The organism is Archangium sp. (genome assembly GCF_036389735.1).
In the GTDB taxonomy this organism is placed as follows: domain Bacteria; phylum Myxococcota; class Myxococcia; order Myxococcales; family Myxococcaceae; genus Archangium.
Map to the genome: position 1 here is coordinate 1 of NZ_DASVWK010001144.1, position 18,748 is coordinate 18,748.

The 18,748-nt window shown below is 69.7% G+C and carries 11 protein-coding genes; 3 read left to right on the forward strand and 8 right to left on the reverse strand.

What is annotated here, in order from left to right:
• Nucleotides 1–758, reverse strand: a 758-nt coding sequence (locus VF794_RS41195) for a LysM peptidoglycan-binding domain-containing protein (RefSeq protein WP_331119460.1), incomplete at its 3' end; no start/stop codon positions are given.
• Between the two features lie 285 nt (nt 759–1,043).
• Entirely contained in the window at nt 1,044–1,427 is a 384-nt protein-coding gene (locus VF794_RS41200; RefSeq protein ID WP_331119462.1) for a DUF952 domain-containing protein, read from the reverse strand.
• Between the two features lie 398 nt (nt 1,428–1,825).
• On the opposite strand from VF794_RS41200, the gene VF794_RS41205 reads away from it, so the two are divergent.
• Nucleotides 1,826–3,124: a hypothetical protein gene (locus VF794_RS41205; RefSeq protein ID WP_331119464.1), complete on the forward strand. Its 1,299-nt coding sequence runs from the start codon at nt 1,826–1,828 to the stop codon at nt 3,122–3,124.
• A 23-nt stretch (nt 3,125–3,147) separates the two neighbouring features.
• On the opposite strand, the gene VF794_RS41210 is transcribed toward VF794_RS41205, so the two are convergent.
• The 5 genes from VF794_RS41210 to VF794_RS41230 are packed head-to-tail and all read right to left on the reverse strand — an operon-like array spanning nt 3,148 to nt 14,667.
• Nucleotides 3,148–4,767 (reverse strand): protein kinase domain-containing protein, encoded by a 1,620-nt coding sequence (locus VF794_RS41210; protein WP_331119466.1) that lies wholly within the window; start codon nt 4,765–4,767, stop codon nt 3,148–3,150.
• A gap of 18 nt (nt 4,768–4,785) precedes the next feature.
• The gene (locus VF794_RS41215; protein ID WP_331119468.1) at nt 4,786–6,213 is read right to left on the reverse strand and encodes a serine/threonine protein kinase; all 1,428 of its coding nucleotides are present in this window, start codon (nt 6,211–6,213) and stop codon (nt 4,786–4,788) included.
• Nucleotides 6,214–6,255: 42 nt separating this feature from the next.
• A complete protein-coding gene (locus VF794_RS41220) occupies nt 6,256–9,051 on the reverse strand; it encodes a DUF1998 domain-containing protein (protein ID WP_331119470.1) in 2,796 nt (931 codons plus the stop codon).
• On the reverse strand, nt 9,048–11,441 hold the full coding sequence (locus VF794_RS41225; protein WP_331119472.1) for a hypothetical protein: 2,394 nt from the start codon (nt 11,439–11,441) through the stop codon (nt 9,048–9,050). The genes VF794_RS41220 and VF794_RS41225 overlap by 4 nt, the downstream gene beginning before the upstream one ends.
• Before the next feature lies 1 nt (nt 11,442).
• The gene (locus VF794_RS41230; protein WP_331119474.1) at nt 11,443–14,667 is read right to left on the reverse strand and encodes a tubulin-like doman-containing protein; all 3,225 of its coding nucleotides are present in this window, start codon (nt 14,665–14,667) and stop codon (nt 11,443–11,445) included.
• 206 nt (nt 14,668–14,873) lie between these two features.
• On the opposite strand from VF794_RS41230, the gene VF794_RS41235 reads away from it, so the two are divergent.
• Both VF794_RS41235 and VF794_RS41240 read left to right on the forward strand, forming a co-directional pair.
• Nucleotides 14,874–16,256 carry an AAA family ATPase gene (locus VF794_RS41235; RefSeq protein ID WP_331119476.1) on the forward strand — a complete coding sequence of 461 codons (1,383 nt, stop codon included), beginning with the start codon at nt 14,874–14,876 and terminating at the stop codon, nt 16,254–16,256.
• A 104-nt stretch (nt 16,257–16,360) separates the two neighbouring features.
• A complete protein-coding gene (locus VF794_RS41240; protein ID WP_331119477.1) occupies nt 16,361–16,798 on the forward strand; it encodes a hypothetical protein in 438 nt (145 codons plus the stop codon).
• A 110-nt stretch (nt 16,799–16,908) separates the two neighbouring features.
• On the opposite strand, the gene VF794_RS41245 is transcribed toward VF794_RS41240, so the two are convergent.
• The coding region (locus VF794_RS41245) for a hypothetical protein (RefSeq protein ID WP_331119479.1) at nt 16,909–18,748 on the reverse strand (1,840 nt) is incomplete at its 5' end.

The window sequence follows — 18,748 nt, forward strand, 5'->3', positions numbered from 1 at the left end:
TTCTTGTTGTGCTTCCAGTCTCCCTCGTTCTTCCTGCCGTAACTGATGGACCATCTGTCGACGTTGGAGAAGTCGACGATGTTCTTCCAGGTGAAGTGTTTGTACGCTTGGTAGGCTGGCGAACTTTTTGTTTCAGTTCCGGGATGGACCCAGATGAGTTCTCGATAGTGATCCGCGAGCGGCTCGAACCACTGGAAGCCTTTTTCGTAGGAGTACATCTGCTTGGCTGTGAAGACCCGAAAGGGAGCGCCCTCCTTCACCGAACTGAACGGGTTGCCTAGCACCGCCGGGTCGAGCAACATGCTATCCAGCTTGTTGGGGCGTAGCGCGAACAATGGGAAACCATTGTCCCTGGTGACGAACCAGACCTGCTTGGGCTGCTGGCCAAAACGGAAGGCCGAAGAGTCAGGACGTAGGGCGATCGAGGTCTGGTTGTTCGAGGTCGTGAAGACATAGTCCTGGCCCTCGATCTTGAAGACCTCCTCGGTGACGGTACTCGTCTGCTGGAGGAAGGGCAGCGTCTGAAGTTTGAAAGGGACCGTCTGAACGGCGGTGGGGGGAGTTCCCGCTGGCTTTGCTTTCTGGGATGTGACAGTTACCGGAATCTTCAATATCTGGCCAACCTGGATGAGATCGGGGTTCGGGATGTGATTGGCTTTTACGAATGCGTCGACCGTGGTCTTGTACCGTTGCGCGATCTTCGACAAGGTCTCGCCCGCCAAAACGCGATGGGTTGATGGAGTGGATGGAATCCCCATGTTATTGGCTCCTGGATCGGCACTACCTGATACCGATCCTAGAATGGTTTCGCTGGGGAACCAATCCTCCGACGTGAGCAGCGGGCGTCCTTCCGGCCCCTCACTCCGTCCCGCTTCCGGGCGCATAAGTAAGGATGGAAGGCCTGTGGAGGGAGTGTGCTGGTCCAGAGGGGCGCAGGAGGGCCGCTGACGGGTGCCGCCAGGACAAGTCGTCTGATGACATCCTTCTCGCGGTCCCAGGGGCCATTCGAATCCTTTGACACCTTCCCGGCGGGTGTGGGGGTCTCAGGCGATCCAGATAGGGAAGGCGTGCGTCCCGTCCGGGTTCAACCGCAGCTGCGTGGCGCCACGCACGGCCCCAAGGGGGAGCGGGCCGTAGAGGTGAGGGAAGAGGCCGGGGCGGGAGCCGCTGGCAGCCGGTTCCCAGCGCAGGGCGTCTCCGAGCGCGGCAACGTCTACCTCGACCAGGAATAGGTCCAGCTCGCCGGCGCGGTGCCTGGCGGCACTTGCGCGCACTTGCGCGGCGGTGGAGAAATGCAGGAAGCCGTCACGCATGTCGTCGGCGCTGCCGCGGTACTCGCCCACAGCTTCGGCCGCCCGCCAATCCTCGCCACGCACCAGGGTGTAGATGGTAGTGATGGATCCGGGCGGGCTGGTTTGGTCGCTCATGCGGGCATGATGCCACTCCTGCGCCACTACTCCGCCCAGGTAATGAACTCGACGTAGCGCACGATCATGGACGTTCCTTTGGCCCGGAAGGGCCCCTGGAAACGCATCGCGGCGGAGCATCAGTACCACGTCCCTGTCTTCAGGCACTTCTGGTAGCGGACATGGGCGCTGGTGTTGCACCTTGAGTTGCCGATGCCACAGAACGCGGTGGCTTCTCCCTCAAGCCGAATACGATCTGCCTCGCCCCTGTCATGCCCCTGCCCTGGGTTTGTCGGCAACCTGCCGAGCTGACTAGGAGCGGGCTCACAGCCCGGGAGTCTCCCTTCTACCCAGGATGAGCGATCAGGAGAGGAGGACACGTGCACGATGAGGCGGCTCCCAAGGGCTTAGGGGTACAGATGCGAGGGCAGTCGGGCTGGGCGCGCCTGGCCAGTGGACTGCGGAGCGGGTCATTGTTGACGCTGATGAGCGCGCTGGTGGTGCTGGTGCTCTGGACCCTGGCCCGTGCCTTGCCTGACAGGCAGGAAGGCGCGCTGGCGCTGGGCGTTGTGCTCGCACTGGGCCCGAGCCTCGTCCTGGTGGGCCACCGGCTCCTGGGTGCCAGACGTACCGTCGATGTGCGCCGCAAGGAGGTGGAGCAGTACCAGGAGTTCCTGTCGCTGTACGTGGAGCGGCGGACCGACGGCAAACTGCCCCCCATCTTCAACAAGGCGGCGAGTGACGAGCTGCTCGAGCAGGAGAACCAGACCCGGAACTACCTCTACCTCCTCGGCTCGCTGCTGCTCGCCGTGCCCTTCGTCTGCATGGCCATCCTGCTGACCACGACGGAGGAGCTCTCCTTCATGTCCAGCCAGGGGCTGCATGGGCTGGCGCTGACAGGATCCGGCATCTACGCCTACACGTTGGGGCTCGCCATCTTTCGCATCCGGACGGCGGCTGTCTCCTCGGAGTTCCTCATGTCCGCCACCCTCCGGGTCTTCATCTTCATGTCGCTGGGGTACACGATGGGCTCCCAGGGTTTCCTCGCCCCGGGCGAGAACGTGTCGTCCGGCCTCCTGTACTTCGGCATCGGCCTGTTCCCCTACCTGGGGATGGACATGCTGGGCCGGCGGCTGAAGCAGGCGCTCGCTCCGGAGGCTCCAGGCACGAGCCCCCTGAAGCTCCAGTACGTGGACGGCATCACCGAACAGGTCGCCGAGCGGCTCGAGGAGGTGGGCATCTTCGATGTGCAGCACATGGCCCGGGTGGAACCCAGTTGGCTGTCCCTGCGCACCCTCTATCCCCTCTCTCGCATCATCGACTGGATGGATCAGGCCATCCTCATCGCCTACCTGAGGGAGGACATCATCCATGCGCGGCGGGTGGGCATTCGCGGGGCCATCGACATGCGGGCGCTCCACCAGGAGGCCTTGCGCACGAGCACGGAAGAGGTGCCGAGCGCCCGGAGCCAGGTCGCTCAACGGCTCCTCAAGGAGCTGTCCAGCAAGAGCAGCCTGTCCGAGGACGCGCTCCATGCCGTCGGCTCCTCCTTCAGGGGAGACATCCTGGTCGATCTGCTGGCGTGCCTGGAGAGCGGTCGGTGCCTTCCCAAGAAGAGGAAGGACCGCGCCCAGGAGGACGCTCCGGACGGCGGGGTCGTGTCCCCGAGGCTGCTTGGGCATGGCGAGGAGGAGCGGGGACGGGCCGCCGAGGCCTGATCACCAGGCCGCCCCGCTCCCCGTCACCGGGTCTTCCCCACCGGCTCCTTGCCCACCTTCTGCTTGCTCCCCGGCTCCTTCGGCGCGGGCTGCGTCGGGCTCGGAGGCGTCGCTCCACCCTTCCCCATTCCCAGGAGCGCTGGGCCGAACAGGGCCGCCAGCCCCCCGAGCACCAGGAGCAGGATCAACAACTGCCAGATCTTGCGTGCCGGGCGAGGCTGGGCAACCGCCTGGGCCTGCTGCGGCGGCGCGGGCTTCGCCGGCACGGAGCGCGCACGCACCGGAGCGGGCGCGCTCTTCTCGATGGGAGCGGCGGGTGGGGGCTCGGCCAGGGTGACCGGGGCCGGCGGCTCGCGCACCACCACGGGGCGAGCGATGGGCGCCTTGACGGGCTCCGGCTCCGGCTGCCTGGCGATGGGAGCGGCCGGAGTCGGCGGGACCGCCGCGACAGGGGCGACGGGTGTCCGCACGGGGGCGGGCTCGGGCCGCTGGACGGGAGGAGGCGCCGCCGGAGCCTGACGGACCGTCGCAACGGGCGCGGCGGGTGTCCGCACGGGGACGGGCTCGGGCTTCGGGAGACTGGTGCCAATGCCCGTGGAGGTGCGCGGGGCCCGTCGCATCGCCTCGACCAGGGCGGAGGAGACCCGCACGGGCTCGGGCTCGGGCGGTTTGGGCACCGGGGGGCTCTTCGTCGCCTGGAAGAGCGAGGCACCCGGAGGCACGGGAACCTGCGCGGGCGTCACCACCCGACGCGCGGGAGCGGCCTCCTGGACTGGCGGCGCGACCCGTTCCACCTGCTCGACCGGGGCCTCCGTCACCAGCGCGGCGGCGAGCTCCTGGCACGAGGCGAAGCGGCGCTCCGGCTCCAGGTCCATCGCCCGGCGGATGACCGCGGCGAGCCGGGGCTCGATGCCCGGGTGCGCTACCTCCACCGGCACGTACTCGGCCCGGACGACCTTCTCCATGATGTTGAAGTCGCTCTCGCCCTGGAAGCACACGTGCCCGGTGGCCAGCTCGTAGAGCGTCACCCCGAGCGAGAAGATGTCCGAGCGGATGGTGACGTCCCCGGCCCCGCGGATCTGCTCCGGGCTCATGTACTGCGGGGTGCCCATGCGCATGCCCGTGCGCGTCGTGGGCCGGTTGCCCCCGGGCTCGGACACCTTGGCGATGCCGAAGTCGAGGATGCGCACCACGCGCCGGCCGCGCACCTGCTCCAGGAAGATGTTGGAGGGCTTGAGGTCTCGGTGGATGACGCCCTGCTCGTGGGCGAAACCCACGCCCTCCAACGCCTGGAGGAAGATGTTCCTCACTTCGTCCGGAGCAGGAGGCCGCTGGAGCCGCCCCAGGTACTTGTCGAGCGACTCGCCCTCCAGGTAGTCCATCACCAGGCCGGCGACGCCCGGGGCCGCGACCACGTCGGTGATGCCGAGGATGTGCGGGTGCTTGAGGCGCGCCTGGATGCGGCCCTCGTCCAGGAAGCGGGCCCGGATCTCCGGGTTCACCACCAGCTCGGACTCCAGCACCTTGAGCGCATGGACGCTGCCGAGGGCCACATGGCGCACCTTGTAGACGCGCGCCATGCCTCCGCCACCCAGCTCGCGCTCCACCTCATAGCGCTCGACGACGTCCCCGGGGCTCAACATGCGGCGACTCTACTCCAGCTAGAAGAACTCCCAGGCACCCACGCGCAGCCCGCGCTGCCGCTTGGCGGCGATCTTGTACGCGTCGGCGGCGAACACCGCGAGCCCCATGAGCCAAAGGCACGCCCCCCCGGGGACGGCTGTCACCATCACGGTGGACAGGGCCAGGATGGTCAGGCCCTTGAGCACCTGACCGTTATAGAGCTGCCCGAACCCGGACAGGCATAAGAGGCTCAAGAACACGGCCAGCGCTGGCGAGGCGGGGGCCCCGGGCACGAGGTTTTCCGGACGCGGCTCCTGACGTGGAGGGCCCATGCTCCGAGGGGCAGCCGCCACCGGAAGCGCGGGAGAACCCGGTTTCGCCAGGGCCGTGGAGGGCGGCGTGGGCACCGGAGGCGCCACGACGGCCGGAGGCCCCTGCTGCGCGGGGAGTTCCCCGGTCACCAGGCGCGCGGTGTTCTTCGAGGGCGGGCCGCCGGCCGGTGCGACGTACGTGGAGGCGAAGGCGGACTCGGGAACGGGCTCGGACGGGGGCGCGACGTGCCCCACCTGGGTCACCGCGTAGGAGCGGGACGGCCTCGGAGGCACCGCGGGGTTCGCGTCGAACGCCTGCTCCAGGGCCTCGCGGAAGGCGGCGCAGTCCTGGAAGCGCTCGGCCGGGTCCACCGCCAGGGCCTTGCGGATGCAGCCGGCGATGACGGGCGGCAGGGCGCCGATGACGCGCTCGGGGGGCTCGTAGGTGCCCTCCACGATGCGCTTCATCGTGTCGTAGTCGCTCGATGCGTGGAAGGCGACCTTCCCGGTGGCGACCTCATAGAGGATGGCGCCCAGCGCGAAGATGTCCGTGCGCCCGTCCACCTCGCCAGCCCCGCGGACCTGCTCCGGGCTCATGTACAGCAGCGTGCCCATGCGAGCACCCGCCTGGGTGCGCGCCTTGCCATCCGTGCTCTCCCCCACCAGCACCTTGGCGATGCCGAAGTCCGTCACCTTGGGCTGGAAGCGACCCCGGTTGTCCCGGCCGACGATGATGTTGTCCGGCTTGAGATCCCGGTGCACCACGTTGTGCCGGTGGGCCTCCTCGATGGCGTCCAGCACCGGGAGGAAGACGTCCAGGAGCACCTGGGGCTCCAGCCCCTTGTCCCGGCAGAGCTCCCCGAGCGTGGGGCCCTCGATGTAGTCCATGACGAGGCCCGCCACCGGGGTGGTGACGATCTCCGTCACCTGCACGATGTTGGGGTGGCGCAGGCGCGCCTGGATGCGCCCCTCGGCGAGGAAGCGTCCGCGGATGTCGTCGTTCCGGGAGAGGTCCGCGTTGAGCACCTTCAGGGCGTGCGTGCTGTGCAGCCCCAGATGGCGCACCTCGTACACGGCGGCCATGCCGCCCTGGCCGATCAGCCGGACCACCTCGTAACGGCCATCCAGCTGCGTCCCTGGCTGGAGGAGGTTCATGTCACCACTCATACGCTCACCCGTCCTGGCGATTGCATCCGCCTACCCCAACAGCCCGAGCACCCCGGACTTGTCCGGGCCGAACCCGAGCACGTCCTGGGGCGTGCACTCAGGGCATCCGTTCGGGCAGCGGCAGTTGGCCAGGATGGCCCGCACCCACTTGAACGTGTCGTCGATGAGCGACAGGTCCAACGCCTCGGCCACGCCCATGCCCTGGAGGTGCCGGTCCACCACGACGATGCCCGCCGGGGCGTCCGGGAACATGCCCGGCCCCACCGGCACCACGTCCATGTCCTCGTCGCTGGAGAGCAGGTGCGCCACCAGCACCCCGTCCGCCGAGCGCGCCAGGTGGAAGAGCACGTTGGGCGTGGTGGCGGCGGGGAAGAAGACGCCCCGCACGCGAGTGCGGTAGCGGCAGCTCACCGCGCCCACGTCCACCCGGCCCTGGCGCCCCACCTGGGAGTAGCCGGTGACGGTCTCCACCACCGTCGCGTCCAGGGTGCACACCGAGTACACGCACCGCCCCGTGCGCACCGTCTGCGGAGACTCCACCACGGAGGCGGACTCGAACTGGATGCGCAGCTGCGGCCGGGTGAGGGGCCTGTCGTTGGGCACCGGCTTGATGCGCAGCTCGTTGCGCTTGGTGTCCAGCGAGTGCAGGGGCACCTCGTAGCGCGTGTCCCCCACGGCGAGCACGCGGCCCGGGTAGTAACGCGTCTCCACGAGCAGCCGGTCCACCTCGGTGAGGAGCTGGCCGCTGTGCACGTCGAGGATGCGCACCACCTGCTCGCTGACGGTGCGCCGCAGCGGGTTGACGACCTCGGCCACCGAGGGCGGGACGACGGGGCTGCGCACGGGCTCGCGGCCCTGCGCGAGGCGCACCACGTGCCGCTCGGGGCGGAACCTCGGCCCCAGCACCTGCTCCACGCGCGAGCGCCCGAAGACGGCGGCCAGGGACTCCACGTCCTGGGTGCCCTCCTGCATGGCGGCCTTGAGGTGCGCCGAGGCCAGCGCGCCGTTGTGGTAGCCCACGAGGGGGCGTGGCGGCATCAACATGCCGTGGCGGGACAGCCCATCCAGGTTGCCGTCGCGGGTGAGGAAGCGCGTCACCGGGTTCTCGGAGAGGCCCCACAGCGCGTCATGGGTCTGCCCGTCCGCCAGTGGCACCCGGTGCGGGAGCGCCCGGTACGCGGCCACCAGCCATGCCTCGTCCAGCGTGCCCACCGAGGCCACGCCGAAGAGGGACACGTCGCGGACGAAGCGCAGCTCGCCGCCCCAGATGTCCACGGCCTTGAGATCGAAGGCGCCGCTCGGGTCTCCCACGGCGGCGGGCAGCTTCGCCCCCACCACCGGCTCCAGGGCCCGGCGCACCCAGGGTGTGCCGGGCTGGGCGCGGAAGCCCTCGGCCACGCGCCAGACGCGCACGGGCGCCGCGGCGCGCGGGGTGAAGGGCACCTCCCGGACGGAAATGCCCGGGAACATCTGCTCCACCAGCCCTCGCGTGCCCGCGCCGCCCACGCCCGTGGCCAGCACGTTCCACCGGGCCCCGGCCGCCGACAGCGCCAGCTCCAGCCGCCGCAGGGTGAACATGCGGTGCGTGGAGGCGAGCGGAATGCCCCGGTCCACGCGCGACAGCACCACCAGCCCCACGGAGCGGGCCCACAGCCGGCCACAACCCCCACGCGTCTCGGCGAGCGCGCGGATGCCCCCGGAGGAGAGCTGCGCCACGTCCAGGAAGACGGCGGCCGGCATCCGGTTGCCCGCGAAGGCCTCGCGAAGCGCCGCCTCGCCGGCCAGCAGCGGACCCGAGGGCCACGAGCCCCCACGGGAGATGGCCTCCAGCACGGCGTCGCGCAGCGCCTCCGGCTCGTCGCAGATGACGAGGCACGGCAGGCCCTCGCGCTGGAGCGCGAGCAACACGCTGGCGGTGAGGAAGTGGCCCTCCGTCGGGTCGGGCAGGTCTCCCACGAGCCAGCCCTGCTGGGGCGAGCCCCAGGCGTTGGCGATCTCCTCCAGCGCCCGAGGGGGAGCCCCGGTGGCCCCGGAGTCCCTCCAGGCGGCGGCGCTCCAGGCGGGGGCCGGCTCCGCATTGCCCGTGCCCTGCGTCGCGAGCAGCGGGCGCGCGTTGGCATCGAGGGCGCCCAGCTTCCGCCAGAGCGCGGGAACGTCCGTGCGCACGGGGGCGGGCACCTGCGGCGGCGGTGCCTCCTGCTTCACGGGCGGAGGCGGGAGGCGCTCGGCGCGCGTCCACACCGCGAGCGCCATGCTCAGCATGGGCAGCACGGCGGCCAGGTCGAGCAGCGCGCGGGGCTGAGCCTGCCGCCACGCCGCGTCCACCGCGTAGAGGGACAGCACCGGCACCCCCACCAGGAGGAGCGCCAGCGGGTCCGCGAGCGGGACGCGGAAGGGCGTGCCGAACTTGTGCTTGGACTCCAGGACCGCGAACACCTCCGTCGCGAGGAGGAAGGCGGCGGCATGGGGCAGGGCCAGCAGCAGGACGGCGTCCACGGGGTACCACGTCAGCTGCACCGTCACCGGAGCGCTACCCGGAACCGCGACCTGAGGCAGCGCCGTGAGCGCGGCGAGCCACCCGAGCGGTCCGCCCTGCATGGAGTCACTGGCGGCCTCGATCAGCCGGGTGACGAGCACCAGCGCGAGGGTGACGAGGACGGCCTTGCCCACGGGGAGGGCGGCCCGGCGCCAGCGGGAGTTGGGGCCGGGGCCCACCACCACCGCGGCCAGTGCCCAGGCCCACAGGGGGGTGACGAGCACGAGCATCCACACCAACGCACGGACGAGCGGCAGCAACGAGGACAGATGCGGGAGCTGCACGTTCATCGCGCACCTCGCGGGGCCGTCGCGGCCGTCTGCGGGATGGAGCGAGCCCCGCGAGAGATTTCTTCCACGGAGAAGCCCTCCCAGGTGCGGAGGAAGATGACGCGCGCGGCCTTCGAGGGTGCCCAGAGCACGGGCAGGCGGGTGGGCACGTCCCGAAGCCCGGCATCGAGCGTCTCGCGCGCCGTCGACGGAGCGATGACGAAGCCCTCGCCGGGACGCAGGCCGAGCACTGGGTCTCCATGGGCGTTGAGCGGCTGGCACGGCGGCGCGAGCATCGTGCCCATCCGGGCGCCGAAGTCGCGCAGCACGTCCGCCGCGGGCAGGCCGCCCTCGGGGTCGTCCAGCACGCTGCGCTCGGCCATGGGCTGGACCTGACGGCGGCTCAGCTCGGCGACGCGCTCGGCGTCACCACACGGTACGTCCTCGAGCAGCCCACCCGCCGGCCATGCGCCTTCGAGGAGGCGATCGGCCCAGACGCGGTCCTCGGAGATCTCCCGGCGGGCGGCACTCCACCGGCTGATGACCTCCGGGGGCACGAGCGCGCCGTGGAGCAGTCCACCCGCCCCGAGCAGCGGCCCGAGGTCGTCCAGCCGGGCCTCGGCGGCGGGTGTCACGCCGAGCGCCTGGAGCTCCTGGCGCTTGCGATCCCTCGCCTCCAGCAGGGCATGCCGCACGGCCTCCAGACGGGCCACGGCGTTCTCCAGGGCGAGGATGGCACCACGGCGGGCGCGCTTGCGGCGCACCACGAGCTGGAGCTCCGCCTGTCGAGCACGACGCCCTCCCCCACCCCGGCTCACCAGCGACTCCAGCGCATCGCGCCGGAGCTTCAACACCCGGCGGACTTCCTTCCGGGTGTGGTTGCCGACGAAGTAGAGCCACCCGCCCCCGGCGCCCAGCGCGGCGAGCGTCCCGACAATCCACGGCAGGGCCTCGCGCCAGTCGAAGCCGCGGGCGACCGGGGTGACTGGCGCCGACACCTGGACGCGCGAGGGGCCCGTACCCGTGGAGCTCACGGCCGGAGTCATGAGGGACAGCGTCCCGAAGGAGACGCCCAGCAGTACGGCCAGGGCGAGCGCCGCGGCGGCCGCCAGGGCGAGCCCCTTCGAGGGCAGCGCCAGCAGGGCGTGCTCCAGCTCCTCGCGGTGCGGATCCGGAGGAGGGCCCGGCGGCTGCGACGGGTCCAACTTCCGCAGGGTCGCGTCCTCCTGGGTCTGTTCGTCGTGGAGCCAGGCGATGACGCGCTTCAGCCCCTGCTCCACGGAGGGAAGCTGGGACAGGCCCGAGGTGGGCCCGAGCGAGGCGTCGAACACCGCCTGGACCCCCTGCTCCACCGAGGTGGCCACCTCGGTCTCGGCGCGGTCGAGTGCGCGGAAGACCTCATCGGTGCGGGCCTGATCCACGGTGGTGGGGGCGGCCTCCACCGAGGCCGGCCTGAACAGCCCGAAGTGGTTGGCACGGATCTCCTCGGCGGAGTCGAGGGGGCCCACGCGGATGTCGGCCGGCAGGTCCACCGGGGAGCGGGACAGCTCGGCGGCGAGGCGCCGGGAGAGCTGAGCGGCCTGACCCTCGACGAAGGGCGCGAGCCAGCGGTCATGCTGGAGCGCGGACACGGCCCCCATGGCCAGGGTCGGGTCCGCCACGGGTTGCTGCACGCGATCCACGAGCACGCCCAGGCCATCATAGGCGGCGCGGGCGGCGGCGTAGGCGCGCAGGCGGGACTCGGGCAGCTCCACCGAGGCCAGCGAGACGAAGCCCATGAGGCCCTCGTCGCGTGCGGGGTGGGCCATGCGCCGGGAGACCTCGTCCTCGGTGCGCAGCCCCGAGGCCACCATGCCGAGCGCGAAGGAGGCGCAGGAGGACACCATCTCCTCGGAGGTGAGGGTGCCCGCGGCCGTCTGCTGCGACACGAGCCAGATGCGGGCCAGCAGGGGGAACACGGGCCGGGCGCGGGCCCAGCTCTCCAGGGCGGCCAGCCGCGCGAGGGCCACGGACGCGCGGGGGTTGGACAGCGCGGGCACCTGCACCACGAGGTGCAACGTGGCGGTGCGCTGCTCCGGCGGCCGATCCGGGGGGAACATGGCGCCGTAGCCCTCGGCCAGCAGGCGCGCGGCCTGCTCGCAGGCGATGAGCAGATCCTGGTCACCGCCCTGGAGCGCGGCGATGAAGGCGATCACATCGAGCCGCTGATCCCTCCGCTCGCCCGAGCCTCGGCCCGCGCGCAGCAGGTCCTCCAGGAGGGGCTGGAGCCCGGCGGCCACGCCCGAGGGCTCGCAGCGCAGCACGCCCAGCAGGGGCGAGGAGGCCTCCAGGGACTGGAGGGTCCGGCCGATGACCTCATGGCCGAAGCGCCCCAGCCCGAGGAGGACCGTGGGATACGAGACGGCGTCCAAGCTAGCTCCTCAGCTCGGTGGCGAGCGTCTCCACCACGGAGCGCTCGTCCTGGATGAAGCGGCGCTCGGCGTCCTTCTGCTCGGCGACGGCGCGCGCGTAGGCCTCGGTGAGGCGGCGCTGGTGGGCCTGCACCTCCTCCAGCAGCTTGTTGCGCGAGGGCCGCTCGGCCGTCGCGTTCAGCCAGGAGTCCCGGGCGCTCTTCTCCAGGTCCTCGCGGAGCACGGGGTCCAGGGCCTCGAAAGCCTCGAAGGCACGCGCCCGGTCCGCCGCCAGCTTCGTCTTCGTGCCGGCGAAGCTCCAGTGGTAGCCCTCCTCGTCGCGCGAGATGCTGCCGAACAGGGCGCACAGGGAGAAGGCGCGCAGGCGCGCATCCCGGGCCTCGCGAGTGGCCTGGGCGCCGCGCTCGGCGGTGCGGCGCTCCTCGGCGCGCTTGAGTTCCACCGGGTCCAGGTCCGGCAGGCCCGGCGAGGACTCCCACACCGCCTCGATGTGCAGCGGGTAGGTGCGGTTCTTGTCGTCGCGCACGCGCTTGTAGCCGGAGTACAGGTCGGACTGGACGTTCTTGAACCAGTACACGGGCACGCCAAGCAGCGCGCGGTAGAGCACCAGCGAGTCCCGCTCCTCCCAGCCCGCCACGCGGTTGGTGCCGGACACCACGCCCCGGAGGACGTTCCACAGCGAGCCCTCCTCGTCGCTGGCGTACTTGTCGTGCAGGCCCGCGTAGAAGACATCGGCGGGCGTCACCGTGGGGTCGTCGCGGCGCGTGGCGTCGATGTGGGCCAGCAGCACGCACTCGTCGGACAGGCGCTTGAGCCGGTCCTCGATGCCGCGGCGCACCTCGGTGGCGGACACGGCGCGCAGCTCCTCCTCCAGCTTGCCCTTGCGGCGCAGTTCCTCCAGGTCCTTGCCGGCCTTGTGCAGGGCGATGTAGCGCTGCTCCAGGTCGAGGCCCGAGGCGAGGTCCAGGCCCATCTCCTCCATCACCCTGCCGTAGACCTGGTTGGCCTGAACCTCCAGCTTGCCGCGCACGTGCTGGACGATCTCATTGGCGTCGCGAGCGCGGAGCTGGCCGTTCGGATCGCGCACCGGGGTGAAGGCCTCGGTGACGGTGTCGAAGATGTCGGCCGCGCGGAAGTTGGCGTCGCTGTCGAGCTTGTGGCTGTAGAACTCCTTCCACAGCCGCTCGCGGCGCCGGTCATCGCGGAGCACCTCGGCGTCCAGGTAGTACTGGGCCACGTCCGAGCCTGGGTCCACCGCGGCCGGGTCCTTGCGGAAGCGCTCGGCCTGGGTCTCGGCGTCACGGGCGCGTTCGTCGGCCACCTGGGCCACCTTCCGGAAGGACTCCTGCCGGGCCTCGGCGTCCTTGCGCAGCTCGCTCTCGAAGGACTTCCAGAAGAAGCGCTTGATCTCGTCGCGGAACTCGTTGGCCCACTGCTCCACCTTGGCCACGGAGCGCAGCTTCGCGGTGGCGAAGGCCTTGTTGTCCCGGTCCGTGAGGCCCTGGAAGAAGCCGGGGTTGGCCTGCTTCGCCATCTCCGAGTCGAGCCGGGAGATCTCCTGGCGCAGCTCCGGGCTGTCCAGGTCGGGCGGAGCGGCGTCGGCCTTGAGGTACGCACCCTCCTCCGGATCCTTGAAGGGGACGATGAAGGACTGCTCCAGCAGGCGCACGAGGAAGAGCCGCTGGGCGATGGGGTTGACCTCGTACTCCTTGAAGAAGGACTCGAAGAAGCGGCCGGTGCGCACGTCGCCGCGCTGGGCCTCCAGGTACTCGCCGCACACGCGGGCGCGCGAATCATCCTTGGCCCGGCGCAGCACCGCGATGGCCCGGCTCAGCGACGGGTTGCCCGGGTTGATGGACTGCTTCTCCACGTCCGGGATGTCGATCTGCTCGTCCAGCTTCCCGAAGATGGCCTCCAGCTTCTCGCGGAAGGCCTCGGCGAGGTTCTTCCCGCCCTTCCCGATCTGCTGCTGGATTCCGTAGAACTGGCCCTTCTCGTCGCGGCGCTCCTCCTCACCGGCGCGGAAGGCGACGTAGCCCTTGAACTTCTCGTCGATGCGGCGGTTCTTCTCGTTGGGCTCCAGCCGCTGGAAGGCCGGGTCGCCGTAGGGCACCTGGAAGTCCGGGTGGTCCGCGCCGAAGCAGAGGAACTGCCGGAAGGCGCTCGCCACGTAGCGCAGGCCCGCGTACTTGAGGAGATCACGACGGGGCAGTTGGAGCAGCGCGGTGCCGAACGAGCCGTAGTGCACGGAGAAGTGGCCCAGGGCGAGCTTCTTCTGGTGCTTCTCGTAGTTGTCGTACTCACCGGCCTGCGCGCCGAGCAGCGGCGAGAAGATCTGCAGGTAGCAGGCGTCGGCCACCGCGTTCTCGTACTTCTCGATGGAGAGCTGGTCCGGCCGATCGATGAGGTAGGTGAGCGTGAAGGGACGCTCGCCGACGATCTGGCGGTCGCGGTCCTGGCTGCCCGGGTCGTAGTGGAACTCGATCTCGGTCGAGCCGCCCGCGTAGTCGAGCTGGCGGTTGAGGTACTCCAGTTCCTTGAGGGCGGAGTAGCCGTTGGCGAGGATGTCCGGGTGGAGCTGGGGCTTCACCTTGTCGAGGAAGGCGGTGGGCAGGGTGAGCACGCCCGTGACGCTGGGCCGACCCCAGCCCGCGTCGAGCACCATGCGCCGCAGCAGGTAGGCCATGGGCAGGAAGCCGCCCGAGCCGGTACCACCGGCCACCGAGCCGTACACCATGACGCGGACGACGCGGTTCTCGTTGTCGCGCCAGGGGTTCTCTCGGCGGGTGGACTCGTCGAGCAGCTTCTGGAGGGCCTTGCGGATGCCGCGCCGGTCCTCCTCGAGGTTGTAATAGAGGCGCAGGCGGCTCTCCATGCGGATCTGCCCGGCGCCGGCCCCCTGGGTGGAGCGGAACTGGTAGGTGGAGGGCACCCACTGGGTGACGAGCTTGTCCTCCTGGAGCTCGCGCTGGCCGCGTTTGCGCTCGATATAGGCGCGCGCGTCGAAGGCGGAGATGAGGAAGCGGTTCTCCACCGGGACGTCCTTGAGCTTGTCGAGGTCGTCCTTGTTGGTGTCGATGGCCACGAAGTGGGTCATCGACTTGATGCGCTCCCAGTTGGGGTGGCGGCGCAGCCGGCCAGCGAGCAGCTGGACGATCTTCCCACCGTTACCGCCAAGTCCCACGAACAGCGTCGGGTTGAACTTCTCCGTCGAGAGCAGCCCCAAGGCGCCCCTCCGCGTCAGCTCCACGAATGTAGAGAATCCGTGTCGGATATAGCACGCCGGACGGGGAGCCGGGGGAGAGGACCAGCGCTCCCCGGAAAAGGCGGTTCCACCCGGAGTCACACCCCGAAGCGGGGTCTCGATCGCCAGAATACTTCGAGGGCTCCGGGAATCTCGCCTATGGTCCTGCCCCCGCTTTGGAGGGCAACGTGAAACTCAAGATCGAGAAGCTCGGGCGCATCCAGCGCGCGGAGCTCGACGTGCGCCCACTCACCGTGCTCATCGGGCCCAACAACACGAACAAGACCTGGACAGCGTATGTGCTGTATGGGCTCCTGCAGTCCCTCTCCCGGACACTGAGCGCGGCACGATTCGACGTCTCGCCTGATGAACACGACGCGGCGGATGCGGCGACCCTCGAACGGATGAGGAAGCTCTTGCAACCCTTGTTCGATGCCTTGAACACGGACCCGGCACCGGCCCGGGTCGAGTGCTCGCTGTCGGTTTCATCACTGTTCGAGAAGACCGACCAGAGGTACATCCACAACCTGAAGGCGAAATCGATCTGCTTGCTGCTCGGCCTGCCGGACGATCAACTCCTGGAGGCATCCGCTCGCCTCGAGTTGCTCCGGAACGAATTCGTGACGTCGCTCGTCTCCCTGGAGCTCGTCTTCGAACGTCCGCTGAACCGCCTGCAGGTGAAGACGAACCGCCGTTGGACTCCGGGGGGCGGCAAGCCCGAGGAGTCGAGCGCCCTCTTCAGCTACGTCGATGACGCCTGGACCGAGCAGAAGCTCCTGGCCCTGATCCATACCCAGCTCTGGGAGCTCATCAAGCATGTGGTGGTGTTCCCCGCGGAGCGCAATGGGCTCCTTCCCGTCTGGCCGCTCCTGCCCGCCTCGGATGACCTGGAGGTCCCCATTCCCGTCGCGGATTTTGGAAGATTCCTGGGGCTGGCCCAGGCCGCGGCGCCCCTGGGCACAATGAGCGTGCCGCAGGCCCAGCTCTCGGCCCTGCTGAAGAAAGCCGTGGGGGGAGAGATCGCCTACGTGACTGAGGGGGGACGCAAGCGCCTGATGTTCCGCACGGCGAGCGCCGAGATTCCACTCCAGGCGGCGGCCTCCCTGAGCCGGGCCGTCGCGGGCCTGTCCATCTACATTGAGCGGTTCTTCCAGCCAGATGACGTCCTCATCATCGACGAGTTGGAGATGAACGCCCATCCCCAGGCCCAGATGGCACTCACGGAGCTCATCGCGGCACTGGTGAATGCAGGAGTCCGGGTCGTCCTCACCACGCACAGCCCCTACGTGGTGGACCACCTGAACAACTTGATGGAGGCCTCGCGCACCCCAGTCGGGCGACGGGAGGAACTGGCGCGGAAGTTCGCGCTGGGTACGGCCTCGAGCTTCATTTCCCCGGACAAGGTCGCGGTCCACGCGGTACAGGAGGAGTCTCCGGACGGAGAGGTTCTCGTCCGGGAGGTGCTCAACCGCAAGACGGGGCTGATCGACTGGTCCACCTTCAGCGGGGTGAGCGAGCAGGTCACCAATCTCTACGGTGACATCCTCCGCGCCGCCGAGGGGGATGCGTGAAGTTCGATCGGCTCTTGTGGCAGTGCTTGAGGCCCGGGGAGTACGCGTTCTCGGAAGAGGGCATCACGGTACGGCTGCCTCCCGAGACACAGGAGACCGTGCTGATGTTTCAGACGGACTCGGATGCCTTCCGCGACTGGCGGCCAGGAGTGAAGGCCTGCGATCTGCTCTTCTTCTACCGGGGCCCTGCCATGCTCGACAAGGCAGTGCTCCTGTTCGTCGAACTGAAGGGCAGCGACTACGAAGCCGCGGAGGCCCAGTTGGAGAGCGCCTTCAAACGCGTTTGGCAGCAACTCGACAAGCAATGCCAGGGAGGCGAAAGCGTGGTCTGCGCGGTGGCGGTGGTCGGGCGCTCCGTGATGGTGAACGAGAAGGAGCGAATCAAGGAGGCCTGGCAGCAAAGAGGACTGTCATTCCGCTACCACTTCGGCGCCCTGGGAAAGACAGTAGACCTCCGTCCCAACCTCGCCGATGCCCGGCGAATCAAGCCGATATCCCCGGCGACCCCGAGCGGCTCCCCGGGACCGGCGACTCCTGAATAACGAGGACCTACTCCTGCCTCGCGACCGTGCGGACCAGCCAACCCATCCCTCGAGTACGAGGGCCCCCTTGGAAGGGACATGGCGGTGGATGAGTTCCGACAGATACGTCCTCAGCTCCACTTCAGGTAGAGACTGCCCACGCGGTACACCACGTTGGGCGTGTACCCGAGCGCCAGTTCCTCGGCCGGCACGGGCTCCCACTTGCCGGTACGCTGTACCTTGCGCTCCAGGCCCGCGGCGGTGACGAAGCGCGTGGAGCCCCCGGGTCCCGCTTCGAGCACGAGCACCGCCGCTCGCGGCGCGCGCACGAAGTCACCCCCCGCGTTCAGGCACATGCGCGCGTTGCGGTAGAAGCCCCGCGTACCGCCCGGAGTCTCTCGCAGCGTGAGGGCCGAGGCCCGCTTGATTCCCAGCTCCGAGCCCGCCACGTAGACACTGGCGGCCGGGTCGAAGTCGCTCGGACGCACGAAGCCCGCGATGACCCACCCGAGGAAGAGCATCCCTCCCGCCATGGCGAGCCACGGCCACCAGCAGCGCAGCCAGCCCGTCTCCCCCACCCTCACGCGTGTTGGGACCGTCACGGCGGCGGCCGCGTAGTGCGGGTGCGCGGCGGCGAAGAGCACCCCGAGCCCCGGCGGAGCCAGCTCGCCGCAGCAGCCCTCGGCGATGAAGCAGACCTCGTACTTGAGCGGCTGACCCTTGCGGCCATTGCCCAGGTCCGCCTCCGAGCCCTCGACGGGCGTACAGGAGAGAGTGCTTCCCTCCACGACCCCCCGCGCGGTGCAGGCGATGGGGACCCGGTCCGCGTTGGTCGAGCCGGACAGGTCCACCACGGAGCACCGGCGCGTCTCCCGCCGCTCGCCCCGCCAATCACCGAGGTCGAGAGAGGCCGGGTTCGGCACCAGGGCCAGGTCGAGGAAGCCCTCCACCTGCACGCCCCGGCGAGCGCTCTGCTCCATCCACGCGTTGCGGAACGTCACCTGGACGGGCGTGGGCGTCCCGTCCATCGAGGGCTGAGAGGGCGTCCAGTCCGCCACGAAACGCCCTCCCCCCGCATGGCGCAGGGGCACTTCCTTGCCCTCGAGGGTGGCCACGGCCGCGAAGCCATCCGCCTGGAAGAAGCTCTCGTCGTCGAAGGTCTTGCCCCGGAAGAGCAGCCGCGCGTCGAGCTGCACCGGCTCCCCCACCCGTGTGGTGGATGGCACCGCCAGCGAGGCCTCGAGGTCGTACCGGAGGATGAGCCCGTAATCGATGGGGCCCGACCCGCGCGGCAGGGAGAGCGTCCAGCGGCTGGGCGCATCCGGTGAGTGGGGCGCCCGGAAGACCTGGTAGGAGCGGAACGGGGGCTGGCACAGCTTGGGCGCGCCCGCGTACCGCACCCCCGGCGGGCAACCGTTGTCGCCAGACGCCTGGGACGGCACGTTGCCCTGGGGGCCTTGCAGTGTCGCGCTGTAGCCGGGCCCGGGCGAGGAGGACGCGGTGGCCACCAACACCTCCACCACGTACTTGCCCACCTCGAAGGTCTTCGACTCGCCGGAGGACAGCGTCCCCGTCTCCGGCCGCGAGCCAAGCACACGGGCATAGCCGCGCGTGAAGGCGTTGATGACCTCGCGAGGCGCGTTGACGAAGACGAGATCCTCCGGGTTGCGTGCCAGCGGCCGGAGGAACTGCTCGCCCGTCTGGCGGACCTCGTCACTGCCGAACAGGCCGATGACCAGCGTCTCGAAGTCGGCCGACTCGGAGAGGCCGAGGGACCGGGGGCCCTCGGAGGGGTTCCTCAGATCCTCGGGGACGCCATCGGTGAAGAAGAGGAACAGCTGGTGCGGCAGTGTCGAGCTTCGCAGCCGGTTGCCGGCCTCCTCCAGGGGACGGCGGAAGAACGTGCCCTGGGAATAGGGCAGCGCGCGGATGTCCTCCGCGCTCAGCGCCGGACGGGGCGGAGCGTCCTTG

What these genes read in the sequence shown, in the direction of transcription:
- VF794_RS41205 (WP_331119464.1), top strand. Translation starts at nt 1,826, where the DNA reads ATGCGAGGGCAGTCGGGCTGGGCGCGCCTGGCCAGTGGACTGCGGAGC.
- VF794_RS41200 (WP_331119462.1), bottom strand. Translation starts at nt 1,427, where the DNA reads ATGAGCGACCAAACCAGCCCGCCCGGATCCATCACTACCATCTACACC.
- VF794_RS41210 (WP_331119466.1), bottom strand. Translation starts at nt 4,767, where the DNA reads ATGTTGAGCCCCGGGGACGTCGTCGAGCGCTATGAGGTGGAGCGCGAG.
- VF794_RS41220 (WP_331119470.1), bottom strand. Translation starts at nt 9,051, where the DNA reads ATGAACGTGCAGCTCCCGCATCTGTCCTCGTTGCTGCCGCTCGTCCGT.
- VF794_RS41215 (WP_331119468.1), bottom strand. Translation starts at nt 6,213, where the DNA reads ATGAACCTCCTCCAGCCAGGGACGCAGCTGGATGGCCGTTACGAGGTG.
- VF794_RS41240 (WP_331119477.1), top strand. Translation starts at nt 16,361, where the DNA reads ATGTTTCAGACGGACTCGGATGCCTTCCGCGACTGGCGGCCAGGAGTG.